This window comes from Lysinibacillus sp. FW12 (genome assembly GCF_050817245.1).
GTDB lineage: Bacteria > Bacillota > Bacilli > Bacillales_A > Planococcaceae > Lysinibacillus > Lysinibacillus irui.
The window spans coordinates 1,661,370-1,686,881 of the sequence record NZ_CP139094.1; the positions used below are offsets into that span (position 1 = coordinate 1,661,370).

26 protein-coding genes are annotated in these 25,512 nt (G+C 37.7%); 25 read left to right on the forward strand and 1 reads right to left on the reverse strand.

Going from position 1 to position 25,512, the window contains the following annotated elements; genetic code table 11:
• Positions 1-182: 182 nt before the first annotated feature.
• The 14 genes from rpsU (at position 183) to SJW71_RS08550 (ending at position 13,971) form a co-directional block, all read left to right on the forward strand.
• Positions 183-356 (forward strand): 30S ribosomal protein S21, encoded by a 174-nt coding sequence (gene rpsU / locus SJW71_RS08485; protein ID WP_004227078.1) that lies wholly within the window; start codon positions 183-185, stop codon positions 354-356.
• Positions 357-660: 304 nt separating this feature from the next.
• Positions 661-1,989 (forward strand): NfeD family protein, encoded by a 1,329-nt coding sequence (locus SJW71_RS08490; protein WP_431812004.1) that lies wholly within the window; start codon positions 661-663, stop codon positions 1,987-1,989.
• A 3-nt stretch (positions 1,990-1,992) separates the two neighbouring features.
• A complete protein-coding gene (floA, locus tag SJW71_RS08495; RefSeq protein WP_004227087.1) occupies positions 1,993-2,997 on the forward strand; it encodes a flotillin-like protein FloA in 1,005 nt (334 codons plus the stop codon).
• Positions 2,998-3,023: 26 nt separating this feature from the next.
• A complete protein-coding gene (locus SJW71_RS08500) occupies positions 3,024-3,494 on the forward strand; it encodes a hypothetical protein (RefSeq protein WP_322611587.1) in 471 nt (156 codons plus the stop codon).
• A 54-nt stretch (positions 3,495-3,548) separates the two neighbouring features.
• Positions 3,549-3,797, forward strand: a complete 249-nt coding sequence (locus tag SJW71_RS08505; RefSeq protein WP_274793802.1) for a hypothetical protein — start codon at positions 3,549-3,551, stop codon at positions 3,795-3,797.
• Positions 3,798-4,910 (forward strand): sporulation protein YqfD, encoded by a 1,113-nt coding sequence (locus SJW71_RS08510; RefSeq protein ID WP_274793801.1) that lies wholly within the window; start codon positions 3,798-3,800, stop codon positions 4,908-4,910.
• A gap of 2 nt (positions 4,911-4,912) precedes the next feature.
• Entirely contained in the window at positions 4,913-5,869 is a 957-nt protein-coding gene (locus tag SJW71_RS08515; RefSeq protein ID WP_274793800.1) for a PhoH family protein, read from the forward strand.
• Between the two features lie 303 nt (positions 5,870-6,172).
• Complete coding sequence (locus SJW71_RS08520) at positions 6,173-8,293, forward strand: HD family phosphohydrolase (protein WP_274793799.1); 2,121 nt, start codon at positions 6,173-6,175, stop codon at positions 8,291-8,293.
• 8 nt (positions 8,294-8,301) lie between these two features.
• Positions 8,302-8,775, forward strand: a complete 474-nt coding sequence (gene ybeY, locus SJW71_RS08525) for an rRNA maturation RNase YbeY (protein WP_322605674.1) — start codon at positions 8,302-8,304, stop codon at positions 8,773-8,775.
• Positions 8,776-9,126: a diacylglycerol kinase family protein gene (locus tag SJW71_RS08530; protein ID WP_407134185.1), complete on the forward strand. Its 351-nt coding sequence runs from the start codon at positions 8,776-8,778 to the stop codon at positions 9,124-9,126.
• Between the two features lie 58 nt (positions 9,127-9,184).
• Positions 9,185-9,598 carry a cytidine deaminase gene (locus SJW71_RS08535; protein WP_322605675.1) on the forward strand — a complete coding sequence of 138 codons (414 nt, stop codon included), beginning with the start codon at positions 9,185-9,187 and terminating at the stop codon, positions 9,596-9,598.
• A complete protein-coding gene (gene era / locus SJW71_RS08540) occupies positions 9,585-10,502 on the forward strand; it encodes a GTPase Era (RefSeq protein WP_431812005.1) in 918 nt (305 codons plus the stop codon). Before SJW71_RS08535 ends, era begins: the two co-directional genes overlap by 14 nt.
• Before the next feature lie 87 nt (positions 10,503-10,589).
• On the forward strand, positions 10,590-11,375 hold the full coding sequence (recO, locus tag SJW71_RS08545) for a DNA repair protein RecO (protein WP_274793794.1): 786 nt from the start codon (positions 10,590-10,592) through the stop codon (positions 11,373-11,375).
• 877 nt (positions 11,376-12,252) lie between these two features.
• On the forward strand, positions 12,253-13,971 hold the full coding sequence (locus SJW71_RS08550) for an HD-GYP domain-containing protein (protein WP_412927208.1): 1,719 nt from the start codon (positions 12,253-12,255) through the stop codon (positions 13,969-13,971).
• A gap of 49 nt (positions 13,972-14,020) precedes the next feature.
• Here SJW71_RS08550 and SJW71_RS08555 read toward each other — a convergent pair whose 3' ends face one another.
• The gene (locus tag SJW71_RS08555) at positions 14,021-15,406 is read right to left on the reverse strand and encodes a glycine--tRNA ligase (RefSeq protein WP_274793792.1); all 1,386 of its coding nucleotides are present in this window, start codon (positions 15,404-15,406) and stop codon (positions 14,021-14,023) included.
• A gap of 427 nt (positions 15,407-15,833) precedes the next feature.
• Between SJW71_RS08555 and SJW71_RS08560 the strand changes: the two genes are divergently transcribed.
• From SJW71_RS08560 to SJW71_RS08610, 11 genes are all read left to right on the forward strand, one after another.
• Positions 15,834-16,466 carry a helix-turn-helix transcriptional regulator gene (locus SJW71_RS08560; protein WP_274793791.1) on the forward strand — a complete coding sequence of 211 codons (633 nt, stop codon included), beginning with the start codon at positions 15,834-15,836 and terminating at the stop codon, positions 16,464-16,466.
• 17 nt (positions 16,467-16,483) lie between these two features.
• Positions 16,484-17,296, forward strand: coding sequence for a pyruvate, water dikinase regulatory protein (locus SJW71_RS08565; RefSeq protein WP_274793790.1), 813 nt, complete (start codon positions 16,484-16,486; stop codon positions 17,294-17,296).
• A 206-nt stretch (positions 17,297-17,502) separates the two neighbouring features.
• Positions 17,503-19,335 carry a DNA primase gene (dnaG, locus tag SJW71_RS08570; RefSeq protein ID WP_274793789.1) on the forward strand — a complete coding sequence of 611 codons (1,833 nt, stop codon included), beginning with the start codon at positions 17,503-17,505 and terminating at the stop codon, positions 19,333-19,335.
• A gap of 32 nt (positions 19,336-19,367) precedes the next feature.
• On the forward strand, positions 19,368-20,495 hold the full coding sequence (gene rpoD, locus SJW71_RS08575) for an RNA polymerase sigma factor RpoD (RefSeq protein ID WP_004227165.1): 1,128 nt from the start codon (positions 19,368-19,370) through the stop codon (positions 20,493-20,495).
• A 231-nt stretch (positions 20,496-20,726) separates the two neighbouring features.
• Positions 20,727-21,293, forward strand: coding sequence for a hypothetical protein (locus SJW71_RS08580; protein ID WP_274793788.1), 567 nt, complete (start codon positions 20,727-20,729; stop codon positions 21,291-21,293).
• 423 nt (positions 21,294-21,716) lie between these two features.
• Positions 21,717-22,079: a cytochrome c550 gene (gene cccA / locus SJW71_RS08585; protein WP_274793787.1), complete on the forward strand. Its 363-nt coding sequence runs from the start codon at positions 21,717-21,719 to the stop codon at positions 22,077-22,079.
• A 195-nt stretch (positions 22,080-22,274) separates the two neighbouring features.
• On the forward strand, positions 22,275-22,967 hold the full coding sequence (locus tag SJW71_RS08590) for a tRNA (adenine(22)-N(1))-methyltransferase (RefSeq protein ID WP_322605677.1): 693 nt from the start codon (positions 22,275-22,277) through the stop codon (positions 22,965-22,967).
• A gap of 1 nt (position 22,968) precedes the next feature.
• Positions 22,969-24,090, forward strand: coding sequence for a Nif3-like dinuclear metal center hexameric protein (locus SJW71_RS08595; RefSeq protein ID WP_412927212.1), 1,122 nt, complete (start codon positions 22,969-22,971; stop codon positions 24,088-24,090).
• 14 nt (positions 24,091-24,104) lie between these two features.
• On the forward strand, positions 24,105-24,326 hold the full coding sequence (locus SJW71_RS08600) for a hypothetical protein (RefSeq protein WP_274793784.1): 222 nt from the start codon (positions 24,105-24,107) through the stop codon (positions 24,324-24,326).
• A gap of 120 nt (positions 24,327-24,446) precedes the next feature.
• Positions 24,447-24,695, forward strand: coding sequence for a DUF2164 domain-containing protein (locus tag SJW71_RS08605; protein ID WP_322605679.1), 249 nt, complete (start codon positions 24,447-24,449; stop codon positions 24,693-24,695).
• Positions 24,696-24,895: 200 nt separating this feature from the next.
• Positions 24,896-25,435 (forward strand): NADPH-dependent FMN reductase, encoded by a 540-nt coding sequence (locus SJW71_RS08610; protein ID WP_274793782.1) that lies wholly within the window; start codon positions 24,896-24,898, stop codon positions 25,433-25,435.
• Positions 25,436-25,512 lie beyond the last annotated feature (77 nt).

Genomic DNA, 25,512 nt, shown 5'->3' on the forward strand with positions numbered 1-25,512 from the left:
TTATATTGTGAGCGAAATATTCATTAATAATTCGAGCAAAAATAAAACCAAAAATTCACTTGATATTTTCGCACACTTTCTATTGACCATTATTAGACAATACGATATAATTTTTTAGTACACAACAGAAGGTTATTTGCCTAATTGTGTATTGACGTGTGTTCGGAGGGAGGGAAAGAGAGATGTCAAAAACTGTCGTTCGCAAAAACGAATCGCTTGAAGATGCTCTTCGCCGCTTCAAACGTACTGTATCAAAAAGTGGTACAATTCAAGAAGTTAGAAAGCGCGAGTTCTACGAAAAACCTAGCGTAAAACGTAAAAAGAAATCAGAAGCTGCACGTAAACGTAAGTGGTAATTTAATTTCCCATTAAAAATCCCTACGTTCATAACACGCAATTGTATGATTCACTGAGCAGACAAAGTTATACCTGAGATTAATCACAATGTTGATTAATTTCAGGTATTTTACATTGCTCATTCTTACGTACATAAGAAAAAGCCGAATGAAATCAAGTTGATTCATTCGGCTTTTTTGTACATACTAAGTGTTGGTATTTGGAATAGAATTAAAGAAGTTAATAAACTTTTAAGATTTGTGAAACTTTTCGCATGATAGACCGTATATAAGAGGAGAAGCATGTTAGAAGGGAGGGAAAAAGGTGCGAAAACGGAGAATCCTCAGCTATCTATTAGTAATATGGATGACTTTTTTGTTAGCGTTTCCATTAACTTCGGCTTTTGCAAGCAGTAAGGTCTACCAGGTTCCTATTCATAATGAAGTAGAGCGAGGACTTCACGCATTTTTAGAACGAGCTTTTAAAGAGGCTGAAGAAAATAATGCCGAGGCCATTATCTTAGATATACATACGCCTGGTGGCTTTGTAAATGCAGCAAGTGATATCGCCATGCTTATGGATGCCTCGGATATACGTAAGATTGCTTTTATTAATAAGGATGCCCATTCAGCAGGTGCTTTTATAGCCTTACATGCGGATGAAATCTACATGGTACCAAATGGAACAATCGGTGCAGCAGCGGTCATTGATTCAGCTGGGAATGCAGCAGATTTAAAGGCTAATAGTGCCTGGCTTGCTCAAATGCAAGCAGCAGCAGAAACATCTGGGCGTGATCCAAAGTACGCTTTAGCAATGGCTGATTCTAATTATGACCTGCCTGAATATCGTGCGGAAGGGAAAAACTTGTTAACTTTATCAGCCTCTGAAGCATTAAAGGTCAAGTACTCTGAAGGAACAGTTAAAAATTTTCAAAAGCTATTAGAGGTAACCAACCTGAATGGTAGCGATGTTGTTTCAATCGAACCGACCTTTTCTGAAAAATTGGCTCGTTTTATTACAAATCCAATCATTGTCCCGATTTTATTATCAATCGCAAGTTTAGGACTTGTGATGGAGCTCTATTCGCCAGGCTTTGGCGTTCCAGGTATAATGGGGTTATCAGCACTTGGTTTATTTTTCTTCGGACATATGGTTGCAGGCTTTGCGGGTTATGAAACATTATTGTTATTTATTGTTGGTTTAGCGCTTGTAGTTGCAGAGTTTTTTGTCCCCGGTGGTATTGTTGGTATTTTAGGTGGCGTATTAATAGTGCTAAGTCTGATACTGGCAGGTGCAAATATGATGCAAATGATAATAGCAATTCTCATTGCGTTGGTGATAGCGATGATAGGAATGGTGATTCTGATGAAATTTTTCGGGAAAAAACTGCATGTCTTAAACAAGCTTGTGTTAATGGATGCAACTACGACTGAGGAAGGGTATGTGTCCAATGTGAATCGCACAGAACTGCTAGGTAAAGTGGGGAAAACGCTTACGCCACTTCGTCCAGCAGGTACTATGGTTCTTGGTAATGAACGCATTGATATTGTTTCTGAAGGTGGCTATATCGATGTAAATCAACATGTAGAAATTATTAAAGTAGAAGGCTCACGTATTGTTGTGAGACGAACAGATAAAGAGATGGAGGAATAGAAAATGGGATTTGATTTAGCTCTAATTGGTCCAATTGCTGGATTGGTTATTTTATTCATAGTTCTCGCGGTATTCTTTACCTTTGTACCGGTAGCACTATGGATTTCTGCACTGGCTGCAGGTGTTCGTGTTAGTATTTTCACATTAATTGGGATGCGTTTACGTCGAGTAATTCCTTCTCGAATTGTCAATCCGTTAATTAAAGCACATAAAGCAGGTTTACCTGTTACAATCAATCAACTTGAGAGTCACTATTTAGCAGGTGGTAATGTAGACCGTGTTGTTAATGCGTTAATTGCGGCTCATCGTGCCAATATTGAACTTTCGTTTGAGCGTTGTGCTGCGATTGATTTAGCTGGTCGAGATGTATTAGAAGCAGTTCAAATGTCTGTTAATCCAAAAGTTATTGAAACGCCATTTATTTCAGGTGTAGCAATGAACGGGATTGAAGTTAAAGCTAAAGCTCGTATTACAGTACGTGCCAATATCGAGCGTTTAGTCGGTGGTGCTGGAGAAGAAACAGTTATTGCCCGTGTTGGTGAAGGGATCGTTTCGACAATCGGTTCGGCTACCCATCATACTGAAGTTTTAGAAAATCCAGATATGATTTCACAAACCGTTTTATCAAAAGGTTTGGATTCAGGGACAGCCTTTGAAATCTTATCCATTGATATTGCTGACGTAGATATCGGTAAAAACATTGGTGCAGAATTACAAATTGAACAAGCACAGGCGGATAAAAACATTGCGCAAGCAAAAGCTGAGGAACGTCGTGCGATGGCTGTTGCCAATGAGCAGGAAATGATTGCGCGTGTTCAAGAGATGAAAGCGAAAGTAGTAGAAGCGGAGGCGGAAGTACCGCAAGCGATGGCTGAAGCATTACGTTCTGGTAATCTGGGGATTATGGATTATATGAACTATCGTAACATTCAAGCGGATACTGCAATGCGTGACTCGATTTCAAAAGTAAGCACAGATAAACCTGAAACGAATGAACCGAATGCTTAATAACGGAAAGGAGCGGAACTAAACATATGGAACAATTAATACTCTTTGCCATAATTGCTATAGTCAGCTCTATTTTCGGAAAATCAAAAAATAAAAAGCCTCAGAAACAGATGCCTCCTTTTAATAAAGACACAATGGTTGAGCCACCAGTAACGGAGGAAACGCCACATCGTACAGGGAAAGCACAAAGCTTTGAGGATTTTGCGCGGGACTTTATAGGCGAATGGATTCCTGAAAATCAGAAAGCCGAAGAGCCTAAAGTAGAAGCGCAGAAGAAGAAGGAAGTTCCAAGCTATGTTGCTCCGCCTGTCCTTCAAGCGGATGTACCTAGTCGTTCTTCTAATCGAGAAAATAGGGGACGTCTTGCTGCTGGGAAAAAAGAGGCACACACAGCAGTTGAACCAGCAACTTTTCGATTGCCTCAATCTAAAAATGAGCTCGTGCAAGCAATCGTGATGGCTGAAATATTAGGTCCGCCAAAAGCAAAACGAAAATAACTAGCATGTCCTCCTTTTTCGCTGCATATATTGCCGAAGAAGGAGGCATTTTTTATGAAAAAATTGTTTCAATTAACGCCGCTACTTGAATTGTTAGAATATGAATCATTAAAAATTATTGGACCCTACCGTTTTATCCATGCAGATGCGACGACTTGCTCGTTTGACTATGCAGATTATCATATTACTGTTAATGCAGAATCAGTGACTATTAACGCTCTTAAGGAAGAAATGCTTCATCTCACGGTAAATAATCTACAGGAGATTCATATGAAAAAGACAAAGAATATGGGTGTGAGCTAAATGTGGAATAATCGGCCAATCATTGTACGTATAAAGCGGCATGAAAATGTTCATCCTTTTATTCAAGCATTGCATGCTCAACATATTCCGTTAAAACGTGTAGTCTTTCGTGAGCAAGAAGTTTCCTTTGAAACAACGATGCATTATTTACCGAAAATTCGTCGCGTTCGTAGACGCTTTCGCTTAAAAATGGCTGTTTTTTATGCAGATGAGCTACAAGTTTTACGTGCACAGCTTTGGACTTTGCTTGGTTTAGCCTTGATGATTGTCATTCCAATCCTATGTGCACAAGTCATTTGGCGGGTGGATATCGAAGCAGCGACGCCAGAATTAGAGCAACGGCTAGGCAAGACCTTTCAAAATACTTTTCAACTAGAAACACCACTCTCTAAAAAACAGTTACCTTCTAATACTGCCATACGTCAAAAACTGTTAGAACAACACCGAGAGCTATCATGGGTGCATATTGATAAACATGGTGGAAGGGTCATACTTAGACCACAGGAGTCACCGAAACAAACAGAACAAACAAATGAGAAATTAGCCTCTCATTTAGTAGCGACTAAGAGCGGAGTCATTACGCACTTTAATATTAAGAATGGTGAACGAAAAATTTCAATAAACGATACAGCCTATGAGGGGGATGTCCTCGTAAGTGGCGTAATAGAAAGTGGTACAGATCAGGTTTTTGTTGGTGCGAAGGGAGAGGTTTATGCAGATTATTGGTTAGAGTGCTCCTTTAAAATTCCGACGAAAATTACAATGGAAACTGTCCAACAAAAGCAATGGCGAGTATTGGTGAAGGGGATACATCAAGAAAAAGTAGATTATGTACAAAAAAAGGATTTACCGAATTGGTTAGACCCCTATGTTTCAATTGTAGAGGAACAGCAGACGAAAACTGTACAAGTTGAGCTTGATGAATCGAAAATAGAGACATTACTTCTCCCTCTATTGCATGAAAAGGTGCTACGTTCGTTGCCTGAAAAAACGATTATCAAAAAAGAAAACCTTTTACAGGCAAAGTGGGGGAATGGTACAGTTGAAGGGAAAGTTCTATTTTTAGTCAATGAAAACATTGCAAGTCCAATACAAGGCCTACAAGGAGAATGATTATGTCAGAACAGTTAACTGTATTACAAGTGGATAATCCAAATGAAGCGGTTATGCTACTCGGTATTTCCGATGCAAATATGAAATTAGTTGAAGAAGCACTGAATGTTCATATCATTACACGAGGTGAACAAATTCAACTTGCGGGTGAAGAAAATGCTAAGGAACAGGCAACATTTCTTCTGCATGCCTTATTGAAGGTCATTCGCAAAGGAATTAATATTGATCAACGTGATGTCACAACAGCTATTGAAATGACACAAAAAGGAACAATCGAATATTTTGCAGAACTATATGATGAAGAAATAGCCCGTACGACGAAAGGTAAGTCGATTCGTGCAAAAACAATTGGTCAACGAGAATACATACAAGCAATCCGTCACAAAGACGTTGTTTTTGGTATTGGTCCTGCCGGTACTGGGAAAACGTATTTAGCGGTAGTCATGGCAACACAGGCACTTAAAAATGGACACGTGAAGCGTATTATTTTAACTCGCCCTGCTGTTGAAGCAGGAGAGTCTTTAGGATTTCTGCCGGGTGATTTAAAGGAAAAGGTAGATCCATATCTACGACCTCTCTATGATGCTTTAAACGACATTTACGGAGCAGAACAGACGCAACGACTAATTGAACGTGGAACAATTGAAATCGCGCCTCTAGCCTATATGCGTGGTCGTACATTAGATGATGCCTTTGTTATTTTAGATGAAGCACAAAATACAACCCATCAACAAATGAAAATGTTTTTAACACGTTTAGGGTTTGGCTCTAAAATGGTCATTACAGGGGATAAAACGCAAATTGACTTACCTAAAAATACAGAATCTGGTTTAATCGTAGCTGAACGTACATTAAAGTATGTCAAATCAATACATTTCCAAGTATTAGAACAAGGCGATGTCGTACGTCACCCAATCGTAGCAAAAATCATCCAAGCCTACGAAGAACAGCAACTTTAGAATTGCAAAGCAATTCTAAAGTCTGCCCCGAAAGCGAAGCGCCAGGGGCAACGGGTTTTAAAGAAGTCTGCCCCGAAAGCGAAGCGCCAGGGGCAACGAGTTTTAAAGAAGTCTGTCCCGAAAGCGAAGCGCGCTGGGAAATGGGTTGTCGACGAATGTCGTAAACATAAAATCAATCAGTATATGGAAAAAAATGTGACAGCTATACGAAAATGTATAGCTGTTTTTTGCTTTCTTATTACATTTTTCGAGAAAAATGTATGTTGAATTGGTATGATAGTAGGTAGATAGAGGAGGTGCCAGATGGAGAAACAACTTCGAAAATTTACAGAGTTTATCGGTTTTCGCTACTTTATTATCATTATTCTCATTTTAACAGGTGGCCTACAATTTGCGTTTATGTATGGCAATGTTAAAGGAGTTACATATGATTTCAAACCATTACAGCTTGCGCCTGAAACCGTACGATCTACTAAAACGATCGAAGATACTTATAAGACACAGCAAGAGCGAGAAAAAGCAGCAAATGCGGTGGATTCGGTCTATCAATTTTCGGAGGATGTCGCCAAGCAAAGAGCAGCGATTGTAACATCATTATTTGACTATGTACTAGAAGTAAAAAAGGATGTTGCAAGCAGTAAGGAACCTATTCCCATTGCCGACCAAGTTACACAGCTTCGCAAAAAGTTTGAATCCATAGATGAAGACCAGATGCCTTTAATCTTTACAGATTCGCAGTTAGAAGCTTTATTAGTGCAAAGTGAAGAAGACTTAAATAGAACAAGTACGCAATTATCCAAATTTGTAGAGGAATATTTACAAAAATCCATTCGACCAGAAAATGTCTTTGTTGCTCAAAATGATTTTGAAACAAAGATTCGCGGACAACGAGGGTATCCAGATAAAATATTCAATACAGTGGTGTTAATAGGACGGACAAGTATTATTGAAAATGAAACAATCAATGAGGAACAAACAAAAATTCGAAAAGAACAGGCAAAGGAAAGTGTAGAGCCTACACGAATTTTACAAGGTCAAATTATTGTGCAGGAAGGTCAAATTATTGATAATGAGGCGTACCGTCAACTAGAGCTATTGGGGATGATTAGTAATAAAGCTTCCTTAAAGCCAATTGCAGGACTGATTATTCTCACTTTACTGCAAATGATGTTCATGTATATTTTATTTGAGCGTTGGGAGGCGGACGAACGAAAAAAACGTAATGCGCTTTTAGTAACAGTAATTGTTTATAGTTTGTCTATACTGCTCATGAAGTTTATTAGCTTAGTGTCTGGCGGCTTTGATGTAACGATTGCCTTTTTATTCCCTACGGCATTAGCTACAATGCTAGTAAGATTGTTAGCGGATGAGCGAGCGGCTGTTTTGATTACAGTGATGACAGCTGCTTCAGCTGGGGTTATTTTTCAAGAAGGCTATTCATCGGTAATGCAGATGGAAATTACGTTGTATATCATTTTCGGCGGATTTGCCAGCCTATTCTTTTTACGTAGTGTGGAGAAGCGCTCACATATTTTACATGCGGTTGGTGTGATTTCACTTGTGAATATGGCTTTTATCGCCTTTTACTTATTAATGACACAATCATCCTATGGCCTACCAGAATTAATGTTTTATTTTATTGCAGCAATGTTATCTGCTTTACTTTCAGGGGCCTTAACAATGGGACTTTTACCATTTTTTGAATCAGCCTTTAGCTTATTATCGTCACTACGTTTAATCGAGCTATCCAACCCGAATCATCCATTATTAAAAAAATTACTAATGGAAGCACCAGGCACATATCATCATAGTGTAATGGTTGCGAACTTAGCGGAGGCAGCGTGTGAAGAAATTGGTGCTGATGGATTATTAGCCCGTGTTGGATGCTACTATCATGATATTGGTAAAACAAAGCGTCCAGCTTTTTTCATTGAAAACCAGATGTCTGGTATTAACCCACACGATTCATTACCACCTGAAACGAGTGCGGAAATTATTATAGCCCATACGACTGACGGAGCTGACATGTTAAAACGCTATAAAATGCCTCAAGAAATAATTGATATCGCCTTACAGCATCATGGAACAAGTTTGTTAAAATTTTTCTTATTTAAAGCAAAAGAGCAGGGGAAATCCATTGATGAAGCTACGTTCAGATATCCTGGGCCAAAACCTCAAACAAAGGAAGCGGCCATTATTAGTGTGGCGGATAGTGTAGAGGCAGCGGTTCGTTCAATGAAAGAACCTAATGCTGAAAAAATTCATAAGCTAGTACGAGCTATTATTGATGATCGAGTACAGGATAATCAGTTTGATGAATGCGATATTTCAATAAAAGAGTTAAAATGTATAGAGAGAGTTCTTTGTGAAACGTTGAATGGGATTTTCCACTCACGTATTGAATATCCAAAGGCAGACAAGTAGGAGGATCTATGATTTTAACAATTGATTTTACAGATGAAACAAATGAAGTATCAGTACAGCATACGGAGCTTGTTGAAAAGCTATTGCAGCATGCTGCGAGTATTGAAAACATTGAGCCAGAAACAGAGGTTTCTGTGACGTTTGTTACGAACGAGGCGATTCAAGATATTAATCGTGAATACCGTGGCAAGGATCAGCCAACAGATGTTATTTCCTTTGCATTAGAGGAGCTGGGTGAGGGGGAAATAGAAGTAACGTTTGAAGGTATGCCACGAATATTAGGCGATATCATTATTTCAACCGATCGTGCAAAAGAGCAGGCTGAGGAATACAATCATTCCTTTGAGCGAGAATTAGGCTTTTTAGCAGTGCATGGTTTTTTACATTTACTTGGTTATGACCATATGGAGCCAGAAGATGAAAAAGTAATGTTTGCAAAGCAAGATGACATATTAAAGACTTTCGGTTTAGGACGAGACTAAATGGATTGGCGCAAATACTTGCGATCTTTTGGCTATGCAATAGAAGGCATCCTAACAGCGAGTAAAGAACAGAATTTTAAATCGCATGTAGTAAGTGCAATTATTGTTATATTGGCTGGTTATTTAACGGGTTTATCTCGTATCGAATGGTATATTGTGCTACTATTAATAGCACTAATGTTTGCACTAGAAATGATCAATACAGCCATCGAACGGGTAGTCGATTTAGCTTCCCCAGAGATACACCCACTTGCTAAGCAAGCAAAAGACATTGCAGCAGGTGCAGTGCTTGTATTTGCGCTATTCAGTGCTATAATCGGATTACTCATCTTTCTACCAAAATGGTTTTAATGGAAATGAGTGTCTTCTAATGTAAATAAACCATAAATGTGAGGGAGAATTAGTATAGATGACAATGGATATGCAAGCATTACTAGAAGAATCAAAAAAAGCACGTGAAAAAGCTTATGTTCCGTACTCAAAATTTAAAGTAGGGGCTGCTCTTCTAACAAAAGAGGGAGAGGTTATTCACGGCTGTAATATTGAAAATGCAGGCTATAGTATGACGAATTGTGCGGAGCGTACAGCGTTTTTTAAGGCAGTATCTGAGGGCATTTACGAATTTGAAGCCATTGCGATTGTAGCTGATACTGACGGGCCATGTGCACCATGTGGAGCATGTCGTCAGGTCATGATGGAGTTTTGTGCTCCAACTATGCCTGTCTATTTAACGAATTTAAAAGGTGATGTTACGGTAACGTCAGTGGGCGAATTACTACCGTTTGCCTTTACGACGGAGGATTTAGAGAATGCAGGAAACTAATAATGGCTACAAGTCAGGCTTTATCTCTATTATTGGTCGCCCGAACGTTGGAAAATCGACATTTTTAAATCGTGTCATTGGCCAAAAAATTGCGATCATGAGTGATAAGCCGCAAACAACACGAAATAAAGTACAAGGCGTACTAACAACAAATGATAGCCAGATGATTTTTATTGATACACCGGGTATCCACAAACCAAAACATAAACTAGGCGATTTCATGCTCAAGGTTTCTAAAAACACGTTACGTGAAGTGGACGTTATTATGTTCATGGTCAATGCGGAGCAGAAATTTGGTAAAGGCGATGAATTTATTCTAGAAATGTTAGCTGGGAACCCAACCCCTGTCTTCCTAGTTATCAATAAAATCGATGCCATTCATCCTGATGAGCTAATAGGGATTATTGACAGTTATAAAGAACGCTATAACTTTGCAGAGATTGTACCGATTTCGGCTCTACAAGGCAATAACGTAGAAAATTTATTAGCAACACTATCGAAATATTTACCAGAAGGGCCACAATACTACCCAGCGGATCAAGTAACAGATCATCCAGAGCGATTTATTATTTCAGAGCTTATTCGTGAAAAAGTGTTACATTTAACACGTGAAGAAATTCCGCATTCTATAGCTGTTGTCATAGATAAAATTCGTCGAGATGAAGAAAATGAAGATAAAATTCATGTTGCAGCCACAATCATTGTGGAGCGCGATTCTCAAAAAGGCATTGTCATTGGTAAACGTGGTGCCTTATTGAAAGAAGTAGGGACACGGGCGCGTAAGGATATCGAAATGCTGCTAGGTTCTAAAGTTTATTTAGAGCTATGGGTAAAGGTACAAAAAGATTGGCGCAATAAATCAACGCATTTACGTGATTTCGGTTTCCGTGATGATGAATATTAAGATGCTTTTATAGTTTTTACGTTGAGCTGTCCAAAAAATTTTGGAGAGCTCTATTTTCATGGACAGCTTTTAGAAAGGAGGGGGACTATGCTTCATAAATGGGAAGGAATTGTTTTAAAGGTGCGTGCTTATGGTGAATCCAATAAAATTGTGACCTTATTGACGCGTGAGGCAGGGAAGGTTGCCACTATGGCACGAGGAGCTAAAAAGCCTTCTAGTCGATTAGCATCTGTCACACAACCCTTTACGTATGGTATGTTTATGGTACAACACCATACAGGCATGGGTACATTGCAACAAGGGGAGCATTTGAATTCGATGCGCCATATTCGTGAGGATATAATGGCTACAGCTTATGCTAGCTACATAATGGAATTAGTGGAGCGTGTGGTAGAAGAAGGAAAGCCGGAGCCCTTTGCATTTGATGTTTTACTCCATGCTTTACAAGCAATAGAGGAAGGCTATGATCCTGAAGCCATTACCCTTTTTGTAGAATGGAAAATGCTGCCCTATACAGGTGTGCAACCCATATTACATGCTTGTGCCTCATGTGGAGCTGTAGATGGAGAGTTTGCTTTTTCCTTTGCACAAGGAGGTTTTTTATGTCATCGCTGTTATCAGCATGATCCCTACATCATCCGCTTAACCCCAACCCAGCTTAAGCTAATACGTATGTTTTATACAGTTCCAATTGATCAAATTGGAAAAATAGATTTGAAAAAGGAAACAAAATATTTTATCAAAAAAATTATTACAACGATTTATGAAGAGCAAACGGGTATTCGCTTTAAGACGAGAAAATTTATTGAGCAGCTAGAGAGAACACCTGAATTGCAAATACGGTCTAAAGAGGAAATGCCAGAAGATCAATAATGTTCTTCTGGCATTTTGCATTCTTTAAATTTCATCGTCTAATACGAATAAAATAGCCCGTTTACCAGCAATACTTTCAATATAAAGATCAGCTTAGCTCTTTCCCCGTTTTTTCCCCGTTAAATAGAGAATGGCAGTGTCTGCAAAAATCGATAACTACATAAACAAGGGCGAAAGGAGCTCAGAAGCGGCTAGTGTTAATTCATCCGTTACCTGTGTTGGTACGAATGGTAATTTGCTATCCGTTCACTTAATGGGTAGATTTCTGTACAATCCTCTTCTTTTACTTCTTCTAGCGTTGCTTTTAGCTTTCCATTAACGTTTTTCACATGTATTAAAAAGCTTTAGTACTTATCTCCTTCTATAAAGGTGAAAAAATGGAAACTTTACGTATGAAACCTTTCCTTTAATAAGGAAAGTGGATGGATAAAATTTAAAATTTTACAAAATAAAATTAACTTAAAAATTTATTCTTATTTAATAAATACTTGTTTTAAAATCATCATTTATATGTCTATTGAATTCATTAATAACATTGAAATTATAATGATTAATTATTTTATAGTTAAATAGATTTGTATTTTCATTTAGTTTTCAATATATAAATAGTAGAAACTATTCATAGGAGTCCCATATACTAGTTGAAAAGGTATTTTAACCTATGATATTGTAAATGATGTAGATAATCGTATTTATATTTTTATGAGTATAATTAGTCGTTTCATCCCCGTAAATGTACGTTAGATAAATTTAGATTTGCCTATGAAAAGCCTCTATCAGCAAAAACGTATGCTTATACGTTTATCAGAATAACGCAGTCTTACGGAAGAAGGAGGGAGTCACATAGTGCTTAGTACATGCGTATGTGGCAGAAAATATGCTACGAAAAGTAACCTTAAGTATTCATGAAGTTGAAGCAAATGATATCTTAGCAGAAGATATTTTTTCAGAGTATCGCTTACTAGCTAAAAAGGATCTAGTTTTAACGGAACGAATTATTGCCTTACTTAAACTTCGTAAAGTAGATGAATTGTCTGTCTATTTACCATCTGATTCAGTTCGAGTTGTCCATGATTTAAGTGCGCAACGAACAAGAGAATATGAAGATCTCTTTGCCCCATTAATTGAAAAAAGCGAGCCAGTTGATGATTATAAGGAAAAAGTGAGTCAGCTTTTTATGACCACCCTGGAGAATGTCGTACATGAATTGCGCTATGGGCAAATACTTAAAAGTATGCAGGATACAGCCTATGTACGAGAGATTTTCGAAAAAATTTTAGAAAAAAAACATCGTTATGAACTGCTTATACGTTTAAAGGAATGGGATGAATATTCCTTTGTCCATTCATTTGATGTATTTGTATTAGGTACCATCTTTGCTAGATACCTAGGTTTAATGGATATCGAAACGTTAGCAAGGGGTTATTTGTTCCATGATATTGGGAAGGTGTTTATCCCTCAAGAAATACTAAATTTAAAGAGAAAGCTCTCAGAAGATGAATTTGAAATCGTTAAAACACACACAACAAGGGGTTATGAGCTACTAGTAGAACAAAATGAAGAGGACATCGCCTATTTAGCGCGAGATCACCACGAACGCTTTGCCGGGAAGGGCTATCCGAATCAACTTTGTGCAGATAATATGAGTGAAGGTGTGCAATTATTACAAATTATTGATGTTTATTCAGCCATGACATCAAAGAGAGTCTATCATATGGGCTACGGTGCTACAGATGCTTTAGCTGTTTTATATAGAGATCGCCATTTATATAATGAGAATTTTATGCATAAGTTTGTAGAATGTTTAGGAATTTACCCAGTCAACTCGGTTGTAATGTTGTCAGATAATCGCAGTGCACAAGTTGAGTTAGTGTATGATTTATTTCCTACATTACCGAAGGTGAGATTGCTAGATGAACAGAAATCGATGAACCTGCCTTTGAATTATAGTGTGAAAATTGCGAAGATGATTGACTATCGTTCCAATAGCTTTGAAGAGATTTTTAACTTATTTGTGGAGCAATTGATTCGCTGTGATGAAAATAATCTGAGAATTCATTTTAATAAATTAATTGACCATTTACATCCTAAAGAAATTGTTTTGAAAATTTTCTTACCAGCCTTTCGTATTTTACGTGTGTTAACAAGAGAAATTCAAACAGATATGACGAAATACAAAAACGCTATAAGCATCTTAAAAAAACTATTAGAAGAGCAATTAAATGTTTTATACATGGATTATCAGCATGAGAAAACGGCCATTTTAGTAGTAGAAACATCATTACGAGAAAATTTTTTCATTAAGCTTGTACAAAGTATTTTGTATATTGATAAAATTGTACCATTTTTCATCAATCCTGGTGATGATCAGCGAATTACACAATTAATGGGACATTGCGATGTGAATGTCGCTTATTTTATTGAAGATGAGCGAACTGTTGATAAGCGAGTACGTCCTATGCGAGAAGGAACGTTTCTATATTACTCATTAGATGATATTGAAGAGGTACTTGTTAGTTTAATTGGGATGAGTATGAAAAAGTTTTCTTTTGAGGAAAAGATGCAAGAGCGCTTATTTTCAACATCCCAAGTATAAGAAAGAGGGAGTGCCTTATCGGCTACTCCCTCTTTTGGTAATTTAAACATTAGAATTGAAGATGTTTTTCAATATATGCTTTTACTTCTGCAATTGGCATACGAACTTGTGACATAGAGTCGCGGTGTCGAACTGTTACTTGGCCATCCTCTTTTGAGTCAAAATCGTAAGTGATACAGAATGGTGTACCAATTTCATCTTGTCGGCGGTAACGTTTACCAATAGATTGTGATTCATCGAAATCAACAGGGAACGCTTTACGAAGCTCAGCCCAAACATTAGCCGCTTCATCAGATAATTTTTTAGAAAGTGGTAGAACAGCAGCTTTGAATGGTGCTAAAGCAGGATGGAAGCGTAACACTGTACGTTTATCGTCGCCTTCTAGCTCCTCTTCATCATAAGCATCACATAGGAATGCTAATGTTACACGATCTGCTCCTAAAGATGGTTCAATACAATAAGGAACATAGCGTTCATTTGAAACTGGATCGATATAAGTGAAATCTTCACCAGAATGTTCCATATGTTGTTTTAAATCGTAATCTGTACGATCAGCAACGCCCCAAAGCTCTCCCCAACCAAATGGGAATTTGAATTCGATATCTGTTGTCGCATTTGAGTAGTGAGATAGCTCATCATCCTCGTGATCACGAAGACGCATAGAATCTTCCTTCATGCCTAAGTTTAGTAACCAATTTTTACAGAATTCTTTCCAATATGCATGCCATTCAAGGTCTTCACCTGGTTTGCAGAAGAATTCTAGCTCCATTTGTTCGAATTCACGAGTACGGAATGTGAAGTTACCTGGTGTGATTTCATTACGGAAAGACTTACCGATTTGTGCAATACCAAAAGGTGTACGTTTACGCATAGAGCGTTGAACGTTTTTGAAGTTTACGAATATACCTTGTGCCGTTTCAGGACGTAAGTAAATTTCATTAGTAGACGATTCCGTTACACCTTGGAAAGTTTTAAACATAAGGTTGAATTGGCGAATATCTGTGAAATCAGCTTTTCCGCAATCAGGACATACAACGTCATATTTAATCATTGTTTCTTTCATTTGATCGAATGTCATACCATCGACAATGATTTCATCACCTTTTGCTAGCGCAGCATCTTCAATAATTTTATCTGCACGATGGCGAGCTTTACAAGATTTACAGTCAATCATTGGGTCATTGAAATTACCCACGTGACCAGAAGCAACCCAAGCTTTTGGATTCATTAAGATAGCCGCGTCAATACCTACATTGTATTCTGATTCTTGAACGAATTTTTGCCACCATGCTTTTTTTATATTGTTTTTTAATTCAACACCTAGTGGACCATAATCCCAAGTGTTTGCTAGACCACCGTAGATTTCTGAGCCTGGGAAGACAAAACCTCGGTGTTTTGCTAATGATACGATGGTTTCCATTGATTTGTTAGCCATAAAATAGCCTCCTTCTTAGTTTTACAGATTATTCTTTTAGCGGTAAATCGCTAAAGTTTGTTCATTTAGTTGGACTAAATGAAAATAGCACCCGTCTCCGGGCACAATGTATGCCCAGGGACGAGTGCTAATACCCGCGGTTCCACCCTGATTGTTTTAAACAAATGTTTAAAACCTCTTTTTAAAAAGTTAGCTCAGGGAGTGCCTTTTCTCTGTTGCTATGTAGACTTTCACCATCTTCTACTCGCTATTGAATGGAACAGATACTTTTTTCCCATCATCGCCTGTATAACGCAATTTTGCTCGAAAATACAAATAGAGCAAGCGTATGTGTCAATATTGTAGCATGTAGTTCTTTAATTCGCAATAATTATTAAAATAGTATATAATAATTGAGCATAAGTATAACACTATTAGATTTGAGGCGGTGAGTCCAATCGAACTCAATAAACGTCAGGAAGACATATTACAAATTGTAAAAGAAAACGGCCCTATTACTGGTGAACATATTGCCGAACGTCTCAATCTGACAAGAGCAACTTTAAGACCAGATTTAGCCATTCTAACAATGGCAGGATTTTTAGATGCAAGACCAAGAGTTGGTTATTTTTATTCAGGTAAAAAGGCATCTGTCAACCTAATGGATAGTATTCATAATTTAAAAGTGAAGGATTTCCATTCGGGTCCTGTAGTAGTACCAGAAACTATGACGGTTTATGATGCAATTTGCTTTATGTTTTCTGAAGATGTTGGTACACTCTTTGTCGTAGATAAGAATGAGTTTTTGACAGGCGTACTATCTCGCAAAGATTTACTGCGTACTAGTATTGGCACGCAGGATTTAAATAAAATTCCAGTACATATTATTATGACACGTATGCCAAATATTTCGTACTGTGAAAGATCCGATTCTTTAGTTGTCGCGGCGAACAAACTTATTGAACGAGAAGTTGATTCGCTACCAGTGGTTGAACCCCAAGAGGGTGGTTTGACCATAGTAGGTCGTCTTACAAAAACAACGATTACACGAGCTTTCTTATCTCTTGCACAAAATGTCTAAAGTTAGAAGGAGACTGCATGAAAAGACTACGCGTATTTGTTGTATCTGATTCAGTCGGTGAAACTGGTGATCAAGTTGCAAAAGCAGTTATTAGCCAGTTCCGACCGGGTCTTGAAAATACTGTTATTCGTCGATTTCCACATATTCAATCCGAGGAGCTTATTCGTAAAATTGTTTTTCTTGCAGCACAACAGCGAGCATTTATCGTCTATACACTAGTTCGTCAAGAAATGCGTAAATTATTACATGATCTATGTGAACAAGAAAAAATTCATGCCGTGGATATTTTAGGACCAGCTTTACAATCCATGGCGACCTTTATGGAAGAGAATCCTTTAGAAACACCAGGTATTGTTCATATGCTTGATGATGATTATTTTAAAAAAATAGAAGCGATTGAATTTGCGGTAAAATATGATGATGGTAGAGATCCACGTGGGTTACTACAGGCGGATATTGTCCTTGTGGGTGTATCAAGAACGTCCAAAACGCCACTTTCACAATATTTAGCCCATAAAAAATATAAGGTGGCAAATGTTCCTTTAGTTCCAGAGGTAGAACCACCTGAAGAGCTTTTACAGCTAGATCCAAAAAAATGCTTTGGCTTAATCATTTCACCTGAAAAGTTAAACTCTATAAGAAAAGAACGATTAATGTCACTTGGATTGAATGATGATGCCATATACGCACAGCATGAACGAATTTTAGAAGAAATCCAACATTTTGAAAAAATTGTCGATAAAATAGGCTGTAAAGTTATAGATGTGACGAACAAAGCGGTAGAAGAGACAGCAAATACAATCATAGAACATATTTTGACCTGTAAATAAGAAAGTAATTTGAAACCACCTCGGTTAGTAGAGGCGGTTTTTTTGAGTGGATTTTGAAAATGGTATAGATAAAAACTAATTTTTGTTTTATAATAATAAAATTGTGGTAAAAATATTTATAAGAGAAAAATCCTAATTTTTTGTCGAGAAATAAAGGAATTTTAAAACGAATAGCGAATTGTGTTTCTATAACGCAAATATAAAAGATGGTGATGGATTTGGCAGGGAAAATTCCAGAAGAAGTAATTGAACAGATTCGTACACAATCGGATATCGTTGATGTAATTAGTGAATACATGCAGCTGACCAAGCGTGGGCGAAATTGGTTTGGCCTCTGTCCATTTCATGGAGAGCAAACACCATCTTTTTCTGTATCAACTGATAAGCAAATTTTTCATTGCTTTGGTTGTGGTGCAGGGGGAAATGCTATTACTTTTGTAATGGATATGGAAGGTATTTCTTTTCCTGATGCAGTTGTGAAACTTGGAGAACGTGTTGGCATACAATTAGATGTTGAGCCAAGTTTTCCAGGGGGAACGAAAAAAGTATCTAAAGCAGAAGAAAGGATGAAGGAAGCACACGCTTTTGCGGCAGATTTTTTTCACCATCTACTATTAAATACAGAGGATGGCGAAGAACCTTTAAATTATTTACTAGAAAGAGGATTTACAAGGGAACTTATCGAATCTAATAACATTGGTTGGTCTCTCCCAAGCTTTGATGCATTAACAATATTGCTTGAAAGAAAAGGTTATAACTTACAAGAAATTGCGGAAAGTGGCTTAATCATTAAGCGAGAGGGAGAAGAACGTTATTTTGATCGTTTTAGAGGACGAATCATGTTTCCTATTCGTGATGAAAATGGTAAAATCATTGCCTTCTCTGGTCGAATAATTTCATCAACTGGTGAGGAAGCGAAATATTTAAATAGTCCAGAATCACCAATATTTCAAAAAAGTGAAGTGCTATATAACCTAGATAAAGCACGAACTTCTATCAGAAAAAATCGTCAAGTAGTATTGATGGAAGGTTTTATGGATGTACTAGCAGCTAACTCTGTAGGTGTAATGAATGCCGTTGCGACTATGGGTACCTCGCTAACAAATCAGCATATCACAAAGCTAAAGCGCTTAGTAGAGCAGATTACGATTTGCTATGATGGTGATAATGCTGGATTTGATGCAGCAAAACGAGCGGCGCAATTACTGCATACGGAGCGGATGAAAGTTAATATTGCTGTGTTACCAGAAAAATTAGATCCTGATGAATATATTCGCACTTTAGGTGGACAAGCATTTAAGGAACAAATTTTGGAAAACCCTCATGCGTATATTGCTTTTATGATGATGCATGCTAGACGCAATAAGAACTTTCAATTTGAAAATGATACGCTTCAATATATTCAAGAAGTCCTAGAACAGCTGGTAGGTAGATCATCACCAGTGGAACGAGATTTGTATATACGGCAGCTATCAAATGAAACAAATATCTCGGAAGAAGCTATTTATGCCCAATTCCGAAAGCTGGAGGCTAATCAGGTACGTTCTACAAAAGCAGAAATACCTACACAGATGCCTTCAATGCCAGTCACACAGCAACAAAAGCCTATGGACGCAGCCGAACGTGCCGAACGTTTATTACTGGCTCATATGCTTCATAATATAGATGTAGTAGACAGGGTATTACGAAGTGACCAGAAAGAGCCATTTGTACGAGATGCTTATATGGCAGTTTTTGTTCGCTTAGTAGGATTTTATGAGGAATATGGTCATCCAGATTATCAACGCTTTGTGGAAATCTTAGATGACGCTGAATTACGGAAGATTGTTATGGAAGCAGCTTTAGTCGAGCGAGATCCTGATCAAGCAGAGGCAGAGGTTATGGACTCCATCCGTCAGCTTCAAAAATATAGAATTGAGCAAGAAATTTATCAAAAGATGCATGAGTCAAAGGAAGCGGAGAAGATGCATGAGTATGCACGTGCACTTGAAATCGCCCAACAGATTATTCATTTAAGAAAATCGTTATCGGCGATTTAACCCGATTCGGTTGTTTAGAAGGAGGAAGGTTTATGGCGGACAAGTCAGAACGTTCAAAAGAGATAGAAGTAGAAATTACATTAGATGATGCAAAAAAATTCCTACAAGAAAAAGCAAAAACAGAAGGTGAAATTTCTATGAAAGAAATTTCAGAGAAACTAACGCCTTATGAATTGGAAAACGAAGAAATTTTCCATTTTGCTGAGGATCTTGAAAAGCATAAAGATATTCAAATCATTGGTAAAGAAGAATTTGAAGAAGAAAGTCTCATGAAAGAAGAAGCGAATGAAGAAACTTTCGACTTAAATGATTTGAGTGTACCACCAGGTGTTAAAATTAATGACCCTGTACGTATGTATTTAAAGGAAATCGGCCGAGTAGATTTACTGTCAGCTGAACAAGAAATTGCTCTTGCAGAGCGTATTGAGCAAGGGGACGAGGAAGCACGTAAACGTCTTGCAGAAGCTAACTTACGTCTTGTTGTATCGATTGCGAAGCGTTATGTTGGTCGTGGCATGCTATTCCTTGATTTAATTCAAGAAGGAAATATGGGTCTTATTAAAGCGGTAGAAAAATTCGATTACCGTAAAGGCTTTAAATTCTCTACTTATGCTACATGGTGGATTCGTCAGGCTATTACACGTGCAATCGCTGACCAAGCTCGTACAATCCGTATTCCTGTTCATATGGTCGAAACCATTAATAAATTAATACGTGTACAACGTCAACTTTTACAGGATCTAGGCCGTGAACCTTCTCCAGAAGAAATTGGTGAAGAAATGGATTTAACACCTGAAAAAGTACGTGAAATTTTAAAAATTGCACAAGAACCAGTATCTCTTGAAACACCAATTGGAGAAGAAGATGATTCACATTTAGGAGACTTTATTGAGGACTCCGAAGCACAATCTCCATCTGATCATGCAGCCTATGAATTGTTAAAAGAGCAGTTAGAAGATGTATTAGATACTTTAACAGATCGTGAAGAAAATGTACTTCGTCTACGTTTTGGTTTAGATGATGGTCGCACACGAACTTTAGAAGAGGTAGGGAAAGTCTTTGGCGTAACACGTGAGCGTATTCGCCAAATTGAAGCAAAGGCATTAAGAAAATTACGCCACCCATCTCGTAGTAAACGTTTAAAAGACTTCTTAGAGTAAATTTAAATAGATGGAGCTATCCCATTAGTGTGAAAATACCTAGTTGGATAGCTCTTTTTTATACAGTGAAAATGAAAAGTGCCCCTCTATTCACCTATCTAGTTATCTCCAATAATAGATAATTAGAATGAAGGGAATGATGGATTTGCTACTTTGTACAGATGTATTTTTAAATAGTGTGAGATAAAATTGTAATACAACCATTATTAAGCAATGTTTGGAGCTAACACTATGACAAATCCTCGAAAAAAAATAATTCTGAATGAAATTTTGTTTTGGAAGCAAAATAAACTTTTGCCAGAGCACTATTGCGACTTTCTAGCAGCTCTTTATACGGAAGGAGCAGATATAGAGGAAATAGAACCAGTGCAACATCCTAAACAAGCGATCTTACCATCAGAAAAAAGAAAAATGATCCTGTTAGTTGTAGGTCTATGTATCGCCATTATGGCTGTATTGGCTATCTATTTTACAATAAAATCTTTGACTTTGATCTTAACTGTTCTTGTGGGGATAGGCGCGTGCATATTATTCATTGTTGCATGGCAAATGGCACGAAAAAAACAACTACTAGCCCCTATTTTTCATGTATTAGCGGCAATTCTGCTGTTTAGTATGTCTATCCGCATTTGCACTACATATTTTAGTGGAAATAATATGGTTTTATTTTGCTTGATTGCAGCGAATTGTCTAATATGGCTTTGGTCGGGTATTAAAATGAAACTGTTATATTTCACAGTCTCAGGTGCTTTAGGATTACTAGCACTGATTGGGTATTATATCATAAATTTATCTTAACTCAGTACGCATACAATATTTCCATCGAAATAAGCTTTACCATTAAAAAATGTTATTCTACAACAATGAATCTACAATTTGATCAACATGTAAATAAAGTTCTCATCTTTTGGATTAATAAAGTCTGTATGCTGAAACATAGCATACAGATTTTTTTATTTTTTGGTATATGAATGTCTGCAAAGGGTATGATAACAGCAAGAGTATAAGGAAAAAGAGTTGGATAGGGGGATCAATTTGACCAAATTTTGGTGTTTGCAAGACATATTTTATCCAATAGATACAGAAATGTCGAATTTGTTACAAACAAAGGAAAACTTAGCGAATAGGGCTTTTCGTTTCTTTGTTAATGAAGTACAATATTAGATGTTGACTGATTCTATATTATAATAGAAGTAGACTTAAAATGAGGAGGGGAAACTTATGAAAAACAATCCAGTCGTTCCTTACATCTTAATTCTGGCATTTGGTATTGGTCTTATTTTCTTCATGTCTTTACAAGGTGCAGATAACAAGAAAGAAATTGCTGCTGAACATGAGGGTGGTGGCGAAACTACTACAGAAACTACAGACGCGAATGCTGATGGTTCAGCACTAGTACAATCTTGTATCGGTTGTCACGGTGGTGATTTAACTGGTAGTATGGGTCCAAATCTACATGGCTTAGATGAAGCACATATCGTAGAAGTTTTAACAAAGGGTATCGAAGGTACTCCTATGCAACCTAACATGAAAACTGAAGAGGAAGCAAAAGCAATCGCTGAATACATTTCTACTTTAGAATAGTATGACTGACAAGTAGCTGTACTGCTAAAGTACAGCTACTTTTATCTTTAAAAGAATGCACCGAGGTCGTCTTGGGACTTTTAGGTACATAATAAAATGGGGTTGTCCACATAGAAATATGGACAACTCCATTTGTTTTTTTTCACGACATCATCCATACTATTAATGGACTCTATTGAAGATAGGCGGTATAAAATGAACGCACAAAAACTTTCAAAGCGATTAGAAACAGTAGCAAAATTTGTTCCAACAGGAGCTGTCATGGCGGATATTGGTAGTGATCATGCTTATCTACCATGTTATTTGATTCACCAAGGAACAGCCTCTCGTGCCATAGCAGGGGAAGTTGTCAAAGGACCTTATGAATCAGCTGTAGGACAAGTTCAGAAGGAAAACTTAGTAGAAAAAATTACAGTACGTCTTGCTGATGGATTAGCAGCGATTGAAGAGGCAGACCATGTAGATACGGTGACAATAGCTGGAATGGGAGGACCTTTAATTGTCTCCATTCTAGAGAAGCATCCCGAAAAGCTTCAAGGTGTCACACGTCTTATCTTACAACCCAATATACATGCCAAGGTCATTCGGGAGTGGGCTCTAGCACATGAATGGGCGATCCTTGATGAAGAGATTTTAGAAGAAGATGATAAAATCTATGAAATCCTTGTATTACAAAGAGGGCAAATGGAGCTATCAACAGCAGAGATTTTAGTTGGCCCTAAACTAAGCCAACGCAAATCACCAGCATTTATAAAAAAATGGCAACGTGAAAAAGACAACTGGCAACGTGTCCTTCAATCTATTGAAGGAGCAGAACAGACACCTGAAATTGAAGAAAAACGTGCAGAGCTAATGGCTTTAATACGTTTAGTGGAAGGAGTTTTGTAAGATGAAAGCGGTAAATGGTCAAGAAATCATTCAAGTATTTGAATCATGGTCGCCCAAGAAACTAGCTTGCATGGAAAATGATCCAATTGGTTTAGCCATTGGGACGCTCAACAAGCCTGTTCATAAAGTATTAGTCACGTTAGATGTCAATGAAGAGGTGGCGGACGAGGCAATTGAAAAAGGTTGTGAGCTGATCATCGCTCATCATCCTCCAATTTTTAGACGTTTAGCGAATATCCGCACAGATAATCCGGCAGGGCGCTTATATGAAAAGCTTATTAAACATGATATTGCTGTATATGCGGCACACACAAATTTAGATGTGGCTGAAGGTGGGGTCAATGATTTACTTGCAGATGCCCTAAACCTAGAAAATCGTTCTATATTAGAAGAAACGTATGCTGAAAATCTGTTGAAGCTAGCCGTCTTTATACCAACTGCCAATGCAGAAGCCTTACGTGAGGCGCTTGAAAAGGCTGGTGCAGGTCGTATTGGGGACTATGAAGCATGCAGCTATACGACGACTGGTGAAGGGCGATTTCGTGCATTAGCAGGGGCAACACCGTTTGTTGGCTCTGTTGGAGAGTTACATGTAGAGGAAGAAGTAAAAGTGGAGGTCGTATTTCCTGAATCCATTAAAAACAGAGTGTTAAAGGCAATGCTCACAAGTCATCCTTATGAGGAGCCTGCCTATGATGTTATACGTCTCGAGCAACAAACAAATGTTATGGGGTTAGGGCGTGTAGGTTACTTATCACAGGAAATGACGCTACAGCAATTTGCTGAGTTCGTAAAGCAGCAACTAAAAGTCCCAGCAGTTCGTGTCGTAGGTAATTTACAGTCAAAGATCAGCAAAGTGGCGCTTGTAGGGGGAGACGGTAATAAGTATATTTATGCGGCGAAGCGTGCAGGTGCAGATGTCTTTTTAACAGGTGATATGTACTTCCATACGGCACAAGACGCACAGGCTATTGGCTTACAAATTGTCGATCCTGGTCATCATGTAGAAAAAGTGATGATTGCAGGTGTTGCCCAAAAAATGGCTACACTATGCGAAGATAAAAAATATCAAGTTGAATTTGTACAATCAACCATTCATACTGAACCATTTTTATTTGTATAAGTGAGGGGAACATTGTGGCTAGTGAAAGACCAGCTGGCAATAAAGCCGGTAAGTTATGGATTATAATAGGTGTATTCATCGTTGTTTTTGGCATTGGTATGACGGTCATGACGAATACCATCAATGATAAGAAAATAGATGCTATGACCCAACAATGTGAGGATGATGGTGGACAAGCGATAGTTTCAAAGGAAAAAAACTTTTTATCCACTAGTTATTCCTTTGAGTGTCAATAATAATATTGCGGCTGAGCTCTAGTAGTACTAGTGTTTCAGCCTTTTTTATGCAAACAATCTATTGATAATGATAAGATTGGTATAAATTTATAATTTATTAAAAGAAATGGGGAAGTTGTCGTGTTTATCCGTTTATCAAAAGACCAGCAAGAAATGATACTTGCTGATATTCAACGATTTTTCTATAATCAGCGTGATGAGGACATTAGTGAATTTGAAGCAGAGCGTGTGTTAGATTTTATTAAGGAGCAGATTGCTCCCCATATTTATAATGCAGCTCTATCTGATGCTAAATATGTTGTAGAAAGACAATATGCTGCAATTGAGGAGGAACTCGAAGCATTGGAGCAACCGATAAAATTGAAATAAAGGCTCTCTACCCTCTAATATAAATAATTGACAGAAAATAAAGAATTATGTTAATTTAATCTTGAATTGAAGATAATACTTGCAATTCCTAGAGTAGTGATGATTAATGGACTATTTTCTTGACCAAAATGGTTATGAGTGGCAATCGCGTACAGGAAGCGAGAATAGTCACAATAAAGGATGAAGTGGGGAGAATTTATATGTTGAAAATTGGTATTATTTTAGGAAGTACGCGAGAGGGGCGTGTAAGCCCACAGGTTGGCACATGGGTGAAGGAAGTTGCAGAAAAACGCCGTGATGCAGAGTATGAAATCATTGATATTGCAGATTTTAAATTACCATTTTTAGGAGAACCAGGTGGAGATACTTCAGGTGTAGCTGCATGGTCAGAAAAAGTAGCAGCATGTGACGGCTTTGTCTTTATCGTTGCGGAATACAATCATTCCATTACGGGTGCATTAAAAAATGCATTAGATTATTTACGAGTAGAATGGAATAATAAAGCTGCTGGTATTGTCTCCTATGGTTCTGTTGGAGGTGCACGTGCTGCTGAACATTTACGAGGCATTCTTGGAGAACTACTAGTGGCAGATGTTCGAGTTCATCCGGCATTATCATTATTTACTGATTTTGAAAATGGCTCTGTCTTTAAACCAAAAGAGGTGCAAGCAGATTCTGTTCACCAAATGTTAGATCAGCTCATTCCTTGGTCAACAGCTTTAAAAACAATTCGATCTTAAGTATTATTATGAAAAAAACGACCCCTTTCAAAGATGGTATCATTATGGAAGCGGTCGTTTTTTGATGTGATAACACA